Genomic DNA, 15,010 nt, shown 5'->3' with positions numbered 1-15,010 from the left:
GCCGTCCGTACGATGTGCAGACGTGCGTGACATCGCCGTCTTCAGCGGAACCGCCCATCCCGAGCTCGCCGCCGAGATCTGCGCCCACCTCGGTGTCCCGATGTACCCGGTCCGGGTCTCCCGGTTCGCGAACGACTGCCTGGAAGTGCAGTTGCAGGCCAACTGCCGGGAGCGGGACGTCTTCCTGATCCAGCCGCTGGTGCCGCCGGTGCAGGAGCACCTGGTCGAGCTGCTGCTCATGATCGACGCGGCGCGAGGCGCGTCGGCCGGCCGGATCACGGTGGTGCTGCCGCACTACGCGTACGCCCGGTCGGACAAGAAGGACGCGCCGCGCATCTCGATCGGAGGCCGCCTGGTCGCGGACCTGCTCACCTCGGCCGGCGCGGACCGGGTGCTCGCGATGACCCTGCACTCGCCGCAGGTCCACGGGTTCTTCAGCGTCCCAGTCGACCATCTGCACGCGCTGCGCGAGCTGGCCCGCCACTTCGAGGGCCACGACCTGAGCAACACCGTCGTGGTCTCCCCGGACCTGGGGAACGCCAAGGAGGCCGCCGCGTTCGCCCGCCGGCTCGGCACGCCGGTCGCCGCCGGGGCGAAGCAGCGCTTCAGCGACGACCGGGTCCAGATCAGCGCGGTCATCGGCGATGTGGCGGACCGGGACGTGATCGTGCTGGACGACGAGATCGCCAAGGGCAGCACGGTGATCGAGCTGATGGAGCACCTGCGCAAGCTGAAGGTGCGCTCGATCCGGCTGGCCTGCACCCACGGCCTCTTCTCCAGCGGGGCCCTGCAACGGCTCAGTGAGCAGGAGGGGGTGCTGGAGATCGTCTGCACGAACACCGTGCCGATCCCGGCCGACAAGCGGGTGCCGAAGCTGCAGGTCCTCTCGGTCGCGCCGGCCCTGGCCGAGGCCGTGCGCCGCATCCACAACGGCGAGTCCGTCAGCGCCCTGTTCGGCTGACCGCCGGCCCGCCCGGGTCAGTCGCGGGTGGGTTGGGGTTGAGGGGTGAGGGCCGTCGTGATGCGGACGACCGTGCCGGCGTCGCCGGTCTCGATCTCCATCGAGTCGCTCAGCTCCCGGGCCAACCACAGGCCCCAGCCGCCCGCGGTGTCCGGCGCGGGGCGGCTGCGGTCGTCGAGCCGCTGTCGGCTGATCCCGTGCCCGTGATCGGCGACCTCGCAGAGCAGAGCGCCCCGCTGCCGCCACAACCGCAGCCAGCCGCGGCCGCCGCCGTGCCGGACCGCGTTGGTGATCAGCTCGTTGACCGCCAGCACGAAGTCGTCCAGCCGCTGCCCCCGGAGCCCGGAGGTGCGCGCGCAGGAGGTGACCGAGTGTCGTAGCTCGGTCACCTGAGCCTGGTCGAAGGCTTCGACGATCAGGAGGGAAGAGTCGATGGTCACAACCGTACGTGGTGCGTGCGGTTCTGCGTTCGTCATGGCCCCGTCCCGCGGCGGATCTCGGCGTCTTTCGCGGCATTTCCACCGTACGTCAGCGTTTCTCGATCCGCATCAGCCGGCCCCACCGGCGGATCGTCGCGCTGTGGCATCGTGTCGACCGTGCCGACGTCCTCCGGTGGTCTCGAGGTCCCGCTCTGGCGGGCCATCGCCGTGTTCCGGATGGCGTCCCTGGCGTACGTGCTCGTGGTGGCCCTACGTCACGCGGACCGGTACGCCCACCCGCTCGTCGCCGCCGGTGTGGTCCTGGTGATGGCGGCCTGGACCGCCGTCACCGCGGTCGGGTACGCGCGCCCGTCCCGGCGGGGTTGGCCACTGCTCCTGGCCGACCTGGTGGTCGTCCTCGGCGTCGTCCTGGCGACCCCGTGGGTGGTCGGCCGGGCGGCGCTCGCCGCCGGCGTCCCCACCCTGGGCGTGGCCTGGCTCGCCGGCCCGGTGCTGGCCTGGGCGGTGTCCGGCGGCCGGCGCCGGGGCACCGTCGCCGCGCTGGTGCTCGGCGCGGCGGACCTTGTCACCCGGGACCGGATCGGCGAGTCCTCGCTGACCGGGGTGATCCTGCTGCTCCTCGCCGGCGTCGTGGTCGGGCACGTGGCCCGGCTCGCGGTGACCGCCGAGGAACGGCTGCAACGGGCCGTCGAGTTGGAGGCCGCCACCCGGGAGCGGGAGCGGCTCGCGCGCGACATCCACGACTCCGTGCTCCAGGTCCTCGCGCTGGTGCAACGACGCGGGGCCCACCTCGACGGCGAGGCCGGCGAGCTGGCCCGGCTCGCCGGCGAGCAGGAGGCCGCGCTGCGCGCCCTGGTCGCCGGCGCGGCGGCGCCACCGGCCGACGACGGGCCGGCGGACCTGCGCGCGCTGCTCGGTCGGTACGCGTCGCCGTCGGTCACGCTGTCGGCACCGGCCGGCCCGGTGCGACTGCCCGGTCCGGTGGCCCGGGAACTGGCCGCCGCGACCGCCGCCGCCCTCGACAACGTGGCCCGGCACGCCGGCGGGCGCGCGTGGGTGCTCGTCGAGGACGAGGAGGACATGGTCACCGTGTCCGTCCGCGACGACGGCCCGGGCTTCTCCCCCGGCCGGCTGGCCGAGGCGGCGGCGCAGGGGCGGCTGGGGGTTGCCCGGTCCATCCGGGGGCGCGTCGAGGACCTGGGCGGGACGGTCCGGATCACCTCCACCTCCGGTGCGGGGACCGAGGTGGAGTTGACCGTCCCCCGGCAGCGGACGTGAACCGGCAGCGGCCCGCGTGCCGGGCCGGAGGACGGCGGAAGGAGGCGGCGTGGCACGGGTGATGGTGGTCGACGACCACCCGATGTGGCGGGAAGGGGTGGCCCGCGACCTGACCGAGGCCGGTCACGAGGTGGTGGCCACCGCCGGCGAGGGGCGGCAGGCGGTCCGGGTGGCGCCCGCCGCGCGACCCGAGGTGGTCGTCCTCGACCTGCAACTGCCGGACGTCTCCGGGGTGGAGGTGATCCGCGGGCTGCGCGCCGCGCTGCCCGAGGTCCGGGTGCTGATGCTCTCGGCCAGCGGCGAGCAGCAGGACGTGCTGGACGCGGTGAAGGCGGGCGCCACCGGCTACCTGGTCAAGTCCGCGGCCCCGGCGGAGTTCCTGGACGCGGTGCGGCGGACGGCGGCCGGCGAGCCGGTCTTCACACCCGGACTGGCCGGTCTGGTGCTCGGCGAGTACCGCCGCCTGGCGGCCGGCCCGCCCGCTCCCGAGCGGGGAGCGGGCGGCGCACCCCGGCTCACCGACCGGGAGACCGAGGTGCTGCGCCTGGTGGCCAAGGGGATGTCGTACAAGCAGATCGCCGAGCGGCTCGCGATCTCGCATCGGACCGTGCAGAACCACGTGCAGAACACGCTGGGCAAGCTCCAGCTGCACAACCGGGTCGAGCTGACCCGCTACGCGATCGAGCGAGGGCTCGACGACTGAACGGCTGGTTTGCGGCTCAGACCGAGTGCGGCGGGCGCGTCTCGTGGATGGCCAGCTCCTCGGCGGTCGCGCCGCCACCGGCCGACCCGGCGTCGTACGCGACGGAGTCGGTCTCCTGGTCGGTGTGTGCGCCCTCGTCCGGCTCCACCAGCCGGCCCACCTGCGCGTCGGCGACGGTACCGAGCTGGCCGTGGTCGTAGATGGAGACCGGCGACTTCGGGTCGGAGGTCGGGCCCGGATCCATCACGTCGGCGTCGAGCTGGGCCTGGGCGGCCTGCTCCTCGCTGTCCGCCTCGGCGGCGATGTCCGGGTCGACCGGGCCGGCCAGCGGATCGTCCGCGGGACGCTCGTACTGCTCCCGGCCGAGCTTGTAGTCCAGCGACTCGCCGTCGAGCTGCTCCTCGGCGGTGGTCCCGAACCGGTCGACCGCCACTGGCGTCCGGTCCCCGGGCAGCTGGGCCGGCTCCGGGCCGTCCGCCTCGCGCCCGGTCTGGACGTCGTCGTTGGCGGTCGAGTCGTCGTCGGCGATCTGGGGCAGGCCCTCCGCCTCGGGATCGGACACGGGGGTCGGGTACTGGTCGTCACGCATGCCACTGCTCTACCCGCTGCCCACCATCCCGTAACCGGCTGGGGACCGGTCAGAGCTGGTCTTCGGGGTGCAGAACGCACCAGACGACCTTGCCGTCCGGTACGGGGGTGGCGCCCCAGCGTCGAGACACCGTGTGGATCAGCAACAGTCCCCGCCCACCGGCGATGTGCTGCGGCGCGAGGCCGGTGAAGGAGGGCAGCCGGGACGAGTGGTCACGGACCGCCACGTGCAGGGCGTTGTCGCGGGGGGCCAGCCGGACCGTCATCGGGGTCCGGGCGTGGGCGACCACGTTGTTGACCATCTCGGTGACGGCGATGCTGCCCGGCTCGGTCAGCTCGGACACGCCCCACCGGTCGCAACCCTCGCCGACCAGGTGCCGGGCCTCCCGGGCGGCCCCCACCACCGGCTCGAGGTCGGCGGTGAGCACCGCGGCGAGCGGTGTGGCCGCGAGGGCCGCCAACGCGCCGTCGAGCGTCGGCCACGCCGGCACGTCCCGTGCCGCAGCGGACGGGTCGCAGAGCAGCAGGTCGGCGGCGGGCCAGTCGAGGACCGCCCGGCGTACCTCGCCGAAGACGTCCCACGTCGCCGGGTCGGTCGTCCGCAGCCCGGTCACGTCGACCACGAGCGGGCCGGGCCGGTCGCAGAGCCGCCCGAGCAGCGCGTCCCGCACCGTGCCGCTGCTCGACTCGTCGAGCACCCCGCTCACCCGGACCACCCCGGACGAGTCGTCCGTCTCCACCAGGCAGCGCACGTCGGTCGGCATGATCGTCCTATTGTGCACGCCCCGCCGGGGCCTCGCATCCGGCTGTTCGACCCGGTCCATCAGCGGTCCGCCCGTCCTCGTCGGGTCATCGCGGCGAGCGTCCCGACCGCCGTGCCGGCGGCGGCGAGGCCGAAGGCGGCGCCCATCCGGACCAGGTGCCGGCGCCGGCCGTGCCAGCCGCCCTCGCGCTCGGCGGCGGCGTCGGGCGCGAAGACGTTCCCGCTGCTGTCGAGGCGGGCGGCCGGGCCGAACTGGGTGCGGTGGGCGTACCAGCCGAGCATCCGCTCGGCGAGCGCCGGGGCGACCCGCCACTGGAGGCCGATGAGGCGGGCGGCGCCGCCCGCGTACGCCTCCCGGCGTGGTCGCCGTAGCATCCGGACGATCGTCTGCGCCACCACCTCCGGCGGGTAGACCGGGGGCGGCGGCAGCAGCTCCCGCCCGCTGTGGTTGGCCGCGTGCCGGAAGAACGGCGTGTCGATCGCGGCGGGCAGCACGGTGCAGATCGAGATGTCACCCCGGCCGGTCACGCGCAGTTCCTGTCGGACCGTGTCGGCCAGCCCCCGGATCCCGTGCTTCGTCGCGTTGTACGCCGACTGGTACGGCATGGCGACCTCGGCGAGCACCGAGGCGTTGTTCACGACCACGCCGCCGCCCGCCGCGCCGAGGTGGGGCAGCGCGGCGCGGATGCCGTACGCGGCGCCGAGCAGGTTGACCTCCAGCACCCGGCGGAACTCCTCGACCGGGATCTCGTCGAACAGCCCGACGGCGCTGACCGCGGCGTTGTTGACCCAGCCGTCGATCCGGCCGAACTCCGCCACCGCCCGTTCCGCGAGCCGCTCCACCGCCGCCGGGTCGGTCACGTCGGTCGGGACGGCGGCGGCGCGCCCGCCGAACTCGCGGCAGCGCTGCGCGACCTGGTGCAGGGCGGGGTCGCTGCGGGCGGCCAGCACGACGGCGGCGCCCCGGCGGGCGAGCGCGTACGCGGTTGCCGTGCCGATCCCGCTGGAGGCCCCGGTGATCACCACGACGGCGTCGGCGATTCTGCGGGTGAGAGGCATTCTCCGCCCGTACCCCACCCGGTGGGGGTCATGCGGGCGAATCCCGTCGGATCGGGGCACCCCTTGACCCTTGCCGCGGGGCAACCGTCCGCGGCACCCGTCAGCCTCTTTCCGATCTGCCAGGTTTCGGCTCCCGGACCCCGGGTTAATGGGACCCTCTGACCGGGAGGAGCACCGCGGAGAAGATCGCCTGGAGGTGACCCATGCGCGTCGGCCTCGTCTGCGCGCACGCCGACCCGTCGCGGCGTGCCGGCGGTCCGGCCGTCGGGACCCACCACCACATCGCGCGGGTGGCCGCCGAGCTGGCCGTACGGGGTCACGACGTCCGGGTGTACGAGCGCCGCGACGCCCCGGGGCAGGCGGCGACGGAGACGGTCGACGGCTACGTCGTCGAGCGTGTCCCGGTCGGTCCCGCCGCGGCGGTACCCACCGCCGAGCTGGTCCCGTACGTCGCCGAGTTCGGCCGCTGGCTGGCCGACCGGTGGGCGGGGGAGTGGACGCCCGAGGTGGTGCACGGGCACTACTGGGTGGGCGGGCTGGCCGCGGCGCACGGGGTCCGCGAGACCGACATCCCGGTCGTGCAGACCTTCCACTCGCTGGGCGTGGAGCAGCTCCGCCATCTCGGCCCCCGCTACGGCGCGCCGGACGAGCGGATCCCGCTGGAGCGCGCGCTCATCCGGGCGGTGGACATCGCGGTGGCGCAGTGCAACGACGAGGTCGACGAGCTGACCCGGATGGGCCTGCAACGCACGTCGGTGGCGCTGGTGCCGCCCGGAGTCGACACCGGGCAGTTCCATCCCGACGGCGAGGCGGCGCCGCGCGAGGCGCGGCACCGGATCCTGTCCGTGGCCGCGCTCGCCGCCGGCCACGGCCAGGAGGACCTGATCCGTGCCATGCGGCTCGTCGGGGACGCCGAGCTGGTGATCGCCGGCGGCCCACCCGCCGAGCAGCTCGCCGGGCACGCCGAGGCGCGCCAGCTGCGCGAGCTGGCCGAACGCAGCGGGGTGGCCGACCAGGTGACCCTGGTGGGGGCGGTGCCGCACGAGCAGATGGCCACCTGGTACCGCTCCGCCGACGTGGTGGCCTGCACCCCGGGCTACTCGTCCGCCGGGCGGGTGTCGCTGGAGGCGATGGCCTGCGGCGTGCCGGTCGTCGGCTACGCGATGGGTGGGATCGCCGACGCGGTCGTGGACGAGGTGACCGGGCGGCTGGTGCCGCCGGGCGACGTCCGCGCCCTCGGGGTGACGCTGCGCCGGTTGCTCGCCGACAACGCCGGGCGGTTCGCGTACGGGCACGCGGCGGTGGACCGGGTGCGGTGCAGCTACACGTGGGACCGGACCGCCGGCGCGCTGGAACGGCTCTACGAGCGGGTGGTCGGCCGCCGGCGGCCGGTCGAGGCGGCCTGACACCGGGCCGCAGCCGTCGGCGCAGCGCTCAGCCCAGGCGGCCGGCGCCCACCATCGCCCGCTCCCGTTCCCCGGCGACCGCGTGGTGGTGCTGCGGCTCGGCGTACCGGGTCAACCCGATCACCGCCGCGAGGGTGACCAGGAACCCGACGCCCGCCAGCCACTCCCGCCCCGGCCAGATCTTGTCGTTGAGCAGCAGCAGGCCGACGATCGCCGCTGGCACCGCCCCGGCGGCGTCCATCGCCGCGACGGCCGCGGTGGTCGAGCCGCGCTGCATGGCCAGGCCGAGCAGCAGCTGACCGACGATCGAGTGCGCGATGAGCAGGTAGAGCAGCGGGTCGCGGAGGAACACCTCCGCCGAGGGCGCGGAGGCCAGCGGCCGGGCCGCCACGGCCGCGGCGGAGAACGCCAGCCCGGCCAGCGAGCCGAGCGCCACCGAGCCGGGCGCGCCGTGCAGACGTACCGCGAAGAAGCCCAGCACGGCGATCACGCCGAGGGTCACCACCAGGGCGACCAGGCCGGCGGTGCCGAGCTGCCGCGACGGCGCCGGCCGGGCCGACAGGACGAGCGCGGTGATCCCGCCGAAGAGGAGCACCAGCAGGGCGACCTCGGCGGCGGGCAGCCGCCACTTGAGCAGGAGCACCCCGAGTACGGCGGTTACACCGAGCCCGGCGGCGACGCTCGACTGCACGAGGAAGAGCGGCAGGTCCCGCCGGGCCAGGAACGCCAGCACGAACCCGGCCACCTGGCAGCCCAGCCCCACCAGGTACGTGCGGTGGCCGGCGAGCCGCAGCAGCAGGCCCGGGTCGAACGAGTGGTGCACGGTGGTGCGGGCCGCCGCGACCGACTGGAGCAGATTGGCGATGCCGTACGCGACGATCATCGACGCGAGGAAGCACCAGCCGGAGGAGACCACCTGGCGAGGATAGAGGCTGGCGAACGTCAGCGCGCGGTTGCCCGACCCAGGCGGGCGAGGATGTCGGTGTGCAGCGGGCCGTTCGTGGCGATCGCGCTGATCTCGGCGGACCCGGGGTCACCAGGCGCGGGACGGCCCGCCAGGTCGGTGAACGTGCCGCCGGCCTCGGTGACGATGGGCACCAGCGCCGCGATGTCCCACAGCGAGAGTTCCGGCTCCACCATCACGTCCAGCGCGCCCTCGGCCAGCAGCATGTAACCGTAGAAGTCCCCGTACGCCCGGCTGCGCCAGGCGTCCCGCATGATCTGCAGGACCCCCTCCAGCCGGCCGGTCTCCTCCCAGCCGGTCAGCGAGGAGTAGCAGAAGCTCGCGTCGGCCAGGTCGGTCACGCCGGAGACCCGGATGGGCGTGCCGGAGGCCAGGTCACGTCCGGCGTACGCGCCCTCGCCCTGCGCCGCCCACCAGCGGCGGCCCAGCGCCGGCGCGGAGACCAGGCCGGCGACCGGCCGGTCCCCCTCCAGCAGCGCGATGAGCGTGGCCCAGACCGGTACGCCCCGGATGAAGTTCTTCGTGCCGTCGATCGGGTCGACCACCCAGCGTCGCCCGTCCGGGCCGGTCGCGGGCTGCTCGCCGTACTCCTCGCCGAGCAGGCCGTCACCGGGCCGGTGGGTGGCGAGCAGCGCGCGGATCTCCCGCTCCACGGCGGTGTCCGCGTCGGAGACCGGGGTGAGATCGGGCTTCGCCTCGACGCGCAGGTCCAGCGCACGGAACCGCGCGGTGGACACCGCGTCGGCGGCGTCGGCGAGGCGGTGGGCGAGGGTGAGGTCGTCGGCGTACCCGGTCATGCCGCAGACGGTAGCGCCGGCCCGGTCAGGCTCCCCGCAGCGGGTCGCCGGGGTTCCGCGGGTCGGGCTCGCCACGCGGATCGCTCTCCCCGGCCCGTGAGGCGAGGAGCCGACGGTACGACGCCAGCCGGCGCGGGTCGGCCTTGCCGGAGGCCACCCACGCGTCCAGGCCGCAGGCCTCCTCGTCGGCGGTGTGCGGGCAGTTCGCCGGGCAGTCGACCGTGCCCTCCACCAGGTCGGGGAACCCGTGCAGGAGGCTGTCGGCGGAGACGTGCGCCAGCCCGAAGCTGCGCACGCCGGGGGTGTCGATGATCCAGCCCGCGGCGTCGTCGCGCCCGGCCAGCGGTGGCAGCCGCAGCGCCACCGCGCTGGTCGACGTGTGCCGGCCCCGGCCGATCGCGCTGACCTGGCCGACGGCGCGGGCGGCGTCCGGGACCAGGCGGTTGACCAGCGTCGACTTGCCCACCCCGGAGTGCCCCACCAGCACCGAGATCCGCCCCGCGAGGAGGCTGCGCAGCGCGTCGAGCTCCGAGTCCGGCCGGATCAGCACGTACGGCAGTTCCAGCTCGGCGTAGTACCCGAGCACCGCCTCCGGGCCGGCGAGGTCGGCCTTGGTGAGGCAGAGCAGCGGCTCGACGCCGGCGTCGTACGCCGCCACCAGGCAGCGGTCGATGAACCCGGTGCGCGGCGGCGGGTCGGCCAGCGCGCTGACGATGACGAGCTGGTCGGCGTTGGCGACCACCACCCGCTCCAGCCGGCCCTCGGCCGTGGTCGCGTCGTCCTCGGCGGTGCGGCGAAGCACCGAGCTGCGCTCGGCGATCCGGACGATCCGGGCCAGCGCCCCGGGTGCCCCCGAGGTGTCACCGACCAGCCCGACCCGGTCGCCGACCACGACCGACTTGCGGCCCAGCTCCCGGGCGCGCATCGCGGTCACCGCCGGCGTTTCGGGGCCGTCGTCCGGCAGGACGCAGGTGTACCGGCCCCGGTCGACGGCGCTGACGAACGCCTCCACCGCGTCGGCGTGGCGGGGGCGCATCCGCGTACGCGGGCGCGAGGACTTTCCGGGTCGGACCCGGACGTCGTCCTCGTCGTACTCGCGTCGTCTGGTCGCCAGGACCCGCCCCCCTGTCGTGTCAGCTCTTGCCGGTCACCATCGCCGACCATAGTGCCGGAAACTCCGGCATCGTCTTCGAGGTGCACGCCACATCGCTCAGCTCGATGCCCGGCACGGCCAGCCCGGCGACCGCCGCGGCGTGCGCCATACGGTGGTCGTGGTACGTCTCGAACACCCCGCCGCGCAGCGGCCGGGGCCGGATCTCCAGCCCGTCGTGGGACTCGCTGAGGTCGGCGCCCAGCGCGCCGAACTCCCGGGCGAGCGCCGCGATCCGGTCGGTCTCGTGGCCCCGGATGTGGGCGACGCCGGTGAACCGCGAGGGTGAGTCGGCGAGCATGGCCAGCGCGGTCAGCACCGGGGTCAGCTCGCTGACGTCGGACAGGTCGGCGGTCAGGCCGTGCACCGCGCCGGTGCCCCGGACGGTCAGCCCGGCGGTGGACAGGGTCACCTCGCCGCCCATCGCCTGCAACAGCGTACGCAGCCGCTCGACCGGCTGGGCGCTGCTGCGCGGCCAACCCTGGACGGTCACCTCGCCGCCGGTGACCAGGGCGGCGGCGAAGAACGGCACCGCTCCCGACAGGTCCGGCTCGATCTCCCAGCCCCGGCCGGCGAGCGGGCCCGGCTCGACCGCCCACACGTCGGGGGTGGTGTCGTCGACGGCGGCGCCGGCGGCCCGCAGCATCTGCACCGTCATGCGCAGGTGCGGCGCGGACGGCACCGGCGGGCCGACGTGCCGGACCACCACGCCCCGGTCGAAGCGCGGCGCGGCCAGCAGCAGCCCGGAGACGAGCTGGCTGGACGCGGAGGCGTCGATCACGACGTCGCCGCCGGTGACCCGGCCGGTGCCGAGCACGGTCAGCGGCAGGCTCCCGGTGGGCGGGGTGTCGACCCGGACACCGAGGCTGCGCAGGGCGCTGATGAGCGGCCCGAGCGGGCGGACCCGGGCCTGCGGGTCGCCGTCGAACGTGATCCGCCCGTCCGCCAGGCCCGCGACCGGGGGCAGGAAGCGCATCACCGTGCCGGCGAGACCGACGTCCACGTGCGCCGGCCCGACGAGCGGGTGGGGGCGGACGAGCCAGCGCTCGTCGTCGCTGATCGACATGTGCGCGCCCATCGCCCGCAGCCCGCCGGCCATCAGCTCGGTGTCCCGGGCCCGCAGCGGGCCGGCCAGCGTCGACGGACCGCTGGCCAGGCCGCTGAGCACCAGGGCACGCGCGGTCAGCGACTTGGAGCCGGGCAGGCGCAGCGTCGCCGAGACCGGATCCGTAGCGGTCGGAGCGGTCCACGGCTGCGGCGGCCGGGTCGCGGTCAGATTCCCCACGGTTACATTCTGCCGCCTCCGGTGACGGGCCACGCCGGCTGCCCGGACGTACTCCCGGTCAGCGGGACAGCCGAGCGGCGCTCGGCGCGTTAGCGTGTGCGGCATGTGCGGCAGGTATGCGACAACCAGGTCGTCGGGGGACCTGAGCGCGCTGTTCGAGTCGTACGACGACACGGACGGCCGGCTCGGCCCGGACCACAACGTCGCTCCCACCGACCCGGTGCCGCTGGTCCGGATCACCCCGGAGGGTCACCGCGCGCTGTCGCTCGGCCGCTGGGGGCTGGTGCCGGCCTGGTCCCGGTCACCCGCCGGCGCCGCTCGCATGATCAACGCCCGGGCCGAGACGGTGGCCACCAGCCGGGCGTACGCGGGCGCCTTCGCCCGCCGCCGCTGCCTGGTCCCGGCCGACGGCTGGTACGAGTGGGTCCGCCACCCGGGCGGGAAGCAGGCGTACTACATGACGCCCGAGGACGGCTCGGTGCTCGCCTTCGCGGGCATCTGGTCGGTCTGGGACGGGCCCGGCGGTCCGCTGCTGACGTGCAGCGTGCTCACCACGGCCGCCCTCGGCGAGCTGGCCGAGGTGCACGACCGGATGCCGCTGCTGCTGCCGCGTGAGCGGTGGGGCACCTGGCTGGCGCCGACCGGGCAGCCGGAGGGCCTGCTCGTCTCGCCGACGCCGGAGTGGCTCGCCGGGCTCGAGATCCGGCCGGTGGGGCCGGCCGTCGGCGATGTCCGCAACGACGGCCCGCATCTCGTCGAGCGGGTCGCCGTGCCGGTGCCGCCCGCCCGCACGCCCGAGGCCGAGGAGCTGAGGCTCTTCTGACGGCCCCCATCGGCGGGTGTGATTTGCCAGAGTTACGGGTGATACGTGGCGTGCTGGTTGCCCCATGTTCTCCGTAACCCCTTGTATTGACGTCCGGAAGTGCGATACAACACAGCGCCGGTAGTGGGCGTCGATTCGCACGGGGCGGACGACGTCCATCGATCTTGCCGGTCCCACGGGGGAGGTGGGTGGATGACCCGGGCACGTATGCCCCGTCCGCACGAGGTGGCCGCCGCACGACGAGATCCACGCCTGCTGCGGGCCCTACGCGAACGCCGACAGGACGAGGCGTGGCGGACCAGAGGCACCTGCCAGAGCGTCGATCCGGAGACGTTCTTTCCGGCGCCGAACGAGCCGGCCGACTCGGCCGTGGCTCTCTGCCGCACCTGCGACGTGCAGGGCTCCTGCCTTGCCTGGGCGCTGGAGGTGGGCGACTGCCACGGCGTGTGGGGCGGCACCACGCCCCGCGAGCGCCGGGCCATGCTGGTCGCGTGGCGCAGCGAGGTGCAGCCCGACCCGGACGCCGCCGACGAGGCGGGTCCACCGGTCCGGGACCGTCTGCTCACCCTGGTGCCGCTGGCCCGCTGACGCCGCTGCTCCGGTCGCGGTCGGGCCGGTTCGGGTGGCGTGCCGGGGTCCTCGGGGCAACGGCCGCAGAATGGGCCGGTGCCGCTGAACGAGGAGATCACCACCGCGCGCGGTCCGGCCGGTGTCGACATCGACCAGCCGGACGGGTCGCCCACCGCCCTGCTCGTGCTCGGGCACGGCGCGGGTGGCGGGGTGGACGCCCCGGACCTGGTCGCGCTCCGGGACGCCGCGGTGGCCGCCGGGTTGGTGGTCGTGCGGGTGACCCAGCCCTACCGGGTCGCCGGCCGGCGCGCGCCCGCGCCCGCGGGGCAGCTCGACGAGGCGTGGACGGCGGTCGTGACCGTGCTCCGGGGGCGGTGGCCGGGCGTACCGCTGGTGGTGGGTGGCCGGTCCAGCGGTGCGCGGGTGGCCTGCCGGACCGCGCCGACGGTGGGCGCCGACGGTGTGGTCGCCCTGGCGTTCCCGCTGCACCCGCCGGGCCGCCCCGAGCGGTCCCGGGCCGACGAGTTGGTGACCGGTGTGCCGACCCTGGTGGTGAACGGCGACCGGGACCCCTTCGGCGTGCCCGAGGCAGGGCCGGCGGTGCAGGTGGTGACCCGCCCCGGGGAACGCCACGACATGCGGAAGGACCCGGCCGGTACCGCCGCTGTCGTGCTCGGCTGGCTCCGCGCCAGCGGCTGGGCCACCACCTGAGGCCCGCCGTGGCGCCACCCGCGCGCCGCCGCCGCAAGATCCGGGCACCTTCAGGGAAAGTGCGGCCTCACGGTGTCAAGATCCGCGCACTTTCGGGGAAAGCGTGGCCTCGGGTCAGGTGGCCGCGTGGGCCGGACGGGCCGACCTGCGTGGCGCGGCGTGACCCGGGTGGGTCACCCTCGTTGCACCGGATGGTGCCGTATTGCCCAGTTCGGGTGGCGGTACCGGTCCTCCCAGGCCCTTCCTGGTCCCAGCGTCGGTCTCCGCCGAGTTCGAGCCGGGACCAGGAAGAGGGCCGGCAGTCGGAATGTCGGGCCCGTGGGCACGCGTTGCACTCCCCGGACGACATTTCTGGCGAGAGGGGTGACCGGTGCCGACCGAGACGCAGGCCCGGGAACGGGACGAGCGGGGCGCGCGGCAGCTGCGTCAGCTGCTGGACGGTCCGGACTGGCCCGCGGCCGTGCCGCCGGCCGGCCGGGTGAGCGCGGGCACACCCGCCGGAAGTGAATCTGCGGGCAGTTCCGTGCGCGTATCCTCGGCGGGGAAGCATCCGACGCGAGGGGATGTGCGGTTGACCACCGAAAAGACGGACGAGCGCAGGGCCCGCTTCGAGCGGGACGCGATGCCCTTCGTCGATCAGCTCTACGCTGCCGGCCTGCGGATGACCCGCAACCCGGCGGATGCCGAGGACCTGGTCCAGGAGACGTACCTGAAGGCGTACGCGGCCTTCCACCAGTTCGAGCAGGGCACGAACCTGAAGGCCTGGCTCTACCGGATCCTGACCAACACCTACATCAACTCCTACCGCCGCCGGCAGCGGCAGCCGATCCAGGCGCCGACCGACGAGATCACCGACTGGCAGCTCGCCGAGGCCGAGTCGCACACCTCCAGCGGGCTGCGGTCCGCCGAGACGGAGGCGCTGGATCGGCTCCCGGACAGCGACGTCAAGGAGGCCCTCCAGCAGCTGCCGGAGGAGTTCCGCCTCGCGGTCTACCTCACCGACGTCGAGGGCTTCTCCTACAAGGAGGTCGCCGACATCATGGGTACGCCGATCGGCACCGTGATGTCGCGCCTGCACCGGGGCCGACGTAATCTGCGCAAGCTGCTCGAGCAGTACGCGGCGGAGCGGGGTTTCAGCTCCGCGTCGTCGTCGAGGGGCTCGACCGCTGCGGCCGGCCGGGAGGTGTGACGTGAGCTGTGGACAGCCGCATGAGACGGACTGCCGTGAGGTGCTGGCGGAGGTCTACCTCTACCTGGACCTGGAGTGCGCCGAGGAGCGCCGGACGCTGATCCGGGTCCACCTCGACGAGTGCGGGCCGTGCCTGCGCGAGTACGGCATCGAGCAGGAGGTCAGGGCGCTGGTCGCCCGCTGCTGCGGCAACGAGACGGCACCCGAGCAGCTGCGCGAGCGGCTCCGGGTCAAGCTGACCGAGCTGGTCGTCTTCGAGAGCAGCGAGTCACGGGAACTGGCCGACTGACGGCGTGACAGACACCGGTGGCCCGGGTCGTGAC

At 74.6% G+C, this 15,010-nt stretch carries 16 protein-coding genes and 1 pseudogene; 9 read left to right on the top strand and 8 right to left on the bottom strand.

Features of this window, described 5'->3' with window-relative positions; translation table 11 throughout:
• Window positions 1-22: 22 nt before the first annotated feature.
• Window positions 23-961, top strand: coding sequence for a ribose-phosphate diphosphokinase (locus ACTMS0_RS25410; RefSeq protein WP_441157770.1), 939 nt, complete (start codon window positions 23-25; stop codon window positions 959-961).
• A gap of 17 nt (window positions 962-978) precedes the next feature.
• Here ACTMS0_RS25410 and ACTMS0_RS25405 read toward each other — a convergent pair whose 3' ends face one another.
• Window positions 979-1,437 (bottom strand): ATP-binding protein, encoded by a 459-nt coding sequence (locus ACTMS0_RS25405; RefSeq protein WP_441157769.1) that lies wholly within the window; start codon window positions 1,435-1,437, stop codon window positions 979-981.
• A gap of 120 nt (window positions 1,438-1,557) precedes the next feature.
• Here ACTMS0_RS25405 and macS point away from each other — a divergent pair, with 120 nt between their 5' ends.
• Both macS and ACTMS0_RS25395 read left to right on the top strand, forming a co-directional pair.
• On the top strand, window positions 1,558-2,679 hold the full coding sequence (macS, locus tag ACTMS0_RS25400; RefSeq protein ID WP_441157768.1) for a MacS family sensor histidine kinase: 1,122 nt from the start codon (window positions 1,558-1,560) through the stop codon (window positions 2,677-2,679).
• A 61-nt stretch (window positions 2,680-2,740) separates the two neighbouring features.
• The gene (locus ACTMS0_RS25395; RefSeq protein WP_441157827.1) at window positions 2,741-3,382 is read left to right on the top strand and encodes a response regulator; all 642 of its coding nucleotides are present in this window, start codon (window positions 2,741-2,743) and stop codon (window positions 3,380-3,382) included.
• A gap of 16 nt (window positions 3,383-3,398) precedes the next feature.
• Here ACTMS0_RS25395 and ACTMS0_RS25390 read toward each other — a convergent pair whose 3' ends face one another.
• From ACTMS0_RS25390 to ACTMS0_RS25380, 3 genes are read right to left on the bottom strand one after another with little or no spacing between them, the layout of a single operon-like run.
• The gene (locus ACTMS0_RS25390; RefSeq protein ID WP_441157767.1) at window positions 3,399-3,971 is read right to left on the bottom strand and encodes a DUF5709 domain-containing protein; all 573 of its coding nucleotides are present in this window, start codon (window positions 3,969-3,971) and stop codon (window positions 3,399-3,401) included.
• 49 nt (window positions 3,972-4,020) lie between these two features.
• Window positions 4,021-4,734 (bottom strand): ATP-binding protein, encoded by a 714-nt coding sequence (locus ACTMS0_RS25385; RefSeq protein ID WP_441157766.1) that lies wholly within the window; start codon window positions 4,732-4,734, stop codon window positions 4,021-4,023.
• A gap of 59 nt (window positions 4,735-4,793) precedes the next feature.
• Entirely contained in the window at window positions 4,794-5,792 is a 999-nt protein-coding gene (locus tag ACTMS0_RS25380) for an SDR family oxidoreductase (RefSeq protein WP_441157765.1), read from the bottom strand.
• Between the two features lie 203 nt (window positions 5,793-5,995).
• On the opposite strand from ACTMS0_RS25380, the gene ACTMS0_RS25375 reads away from it, so the two are divergent.
• Complete coding sequence (locus ACTMS0_RS25375; RefSeq protein WP_441157764.1) at window positions 5,996-7,198, top strand: glycosyltransferase; 1,203 nt, start codon at window positions 5,996-5,998, stop codon at window positions 7,196-7,198.
• On the opposite strand, the pseudogene ACTMS0_RS25370 reads toward ACTMS0_RS25375, so the two are convergent.
• The 4 genes and pseudogenes from ACTMS0_RS25370 to aroA form a co-directional block, all read right to left on the bottom strand.
• Window positions 7,153-8,081: pseudogene (locus ACTMS0_RS25370) on the bottom strand (hypothetical protein). The gene ACTMS0_RS25375 and the pseudogene ACTMS0_RS25370 sit on opposite strands and share 46 nt — an antisense overlap.
• Window positions 8,082-8,140: 59 nt before the next feature.
• Window positions 8,141-8,959 (bottom strand): histidinol-phosphatase, encoded by an 819-nt coding sequence (hisN, locus tag ACTMS0_RS25365; protein WP_441157763.1) that lies wholly within the window; start codon window positions 8,957-8,959, stop codon window positions 8,141-8,143.
• A 25-nt stretch (window positions 8,960-8,984) separates the two neighbouring features.
• A complete protein-coding gene (rsgA, locus tag ACTMS0_RS25360) occupies window positions 8,985-9,995 on the bottom strand; it encodes a ribosome small subunit-dependent GTPase A (RefSeq protein WP_441157762.1) in 1,011 nt (336 codons plus the stop codon).
• 97 nt (window positions 9,996-10,092) lie between these two features.
• Window positions 10,093-11,394, bottom strand: coding sequence for a 3-phosphoshikimate 1-carboxyvinyltransferase (gene aroA / locus ACTMS0_RS25355; RefSeq protein WP_441157761.1), 1,302 nt, complete (start codon window positions 11,392-11,394; stop codon window positions 10,093-10,095).
• A gap of 103 nt (window positions 11,395-11,497) precedes the next feature.
• On the opposite strand from aroA, the gene ACTMS0_RS25350 reads away from it, so the two are divergent.
• From ACTMS0_RS25350 to rsrA, 5 genes are all read left to right on the top strand, one after another.
• Window positions 11,498-12,217 (top strand): SOS response-associated peptidase, encoded by a 720-nt coding sequence (locus tag ACTMS0_RS25350; RefSeq protein ID WP_441157760.1) that lies wholly within the window; start codon window positions 11,498-11,500, stop codon window positions 12,215-12,217.
• A gap of 192 nt (window positions 12,218-12,409) precedes the next feature.
• The gene (locus ACTMS0_RS25345; RefSeq protein WP_441157759.1) at window positions 12,410-12,805 is read left to right on the top strand and encodes a WhiB family transcriptional regulator; all 396 of its coding nucleotides are present in this window, start codon (window positions 12,410-12,412) and stop codon (window positions 12,803-12,805) included.
• 78 nt (window positions 12,806-12,883) lie between these two features.
• On the top strand, window positions 12,884-13,498 hold the full coding sequence (locus ACTMS0_RS25340) for an alpha/beta hydrolase family protein (RefSeq protein ID WP_441157758.1): 615 nt from the start codon (window positions 12,884-12,886) through the stop codon (window positions 13,496-13,498).
• Between the two features lie 370 nt (window positions 13,499-13,868).
• Window positions 13,869-14,687 carry a sigma-70 family RNA polymerase sigma factor gene (locus ACTMS0_RS25335; protein WP_441157757.1) on the top strand — a complete coding sequence of 273 codons (819 nt, stop codon included), beginning with the start codon at window positions 13,869-13,871 and terminating at the stop codon, window positions 14,685-14,687.
• Window position 14,688: 1 nt separating this feature from the next.
• Window positions 14,689-14,976, top strand: coding sequence for a mycothiol system anti-sigma-R factor (rsrA, locus tag ACTMS0_RS25330; RefSeq protein WP_441157756.1), 288 nt, complete (start codon window positions 14,689-14,691; stop codon window positions 14,974-14,976).
• Window positions 14,977-15,010 lie beyond the last annotated feature (34 nt).

This window comes from Micromonospora sp. H33 (genome assembly GCF_052068455.1).
Lineage (GTDB): Bacteria > Actinomycetota > Actinomycetes > Mycobacteriales > Micromonosporaceae > Micromonospora.
The sequence above is the reverse complement of the archived record's forward strand: the minus strand, read 5'-3'. Positions and strand labels throughout refer to the sequence as shown.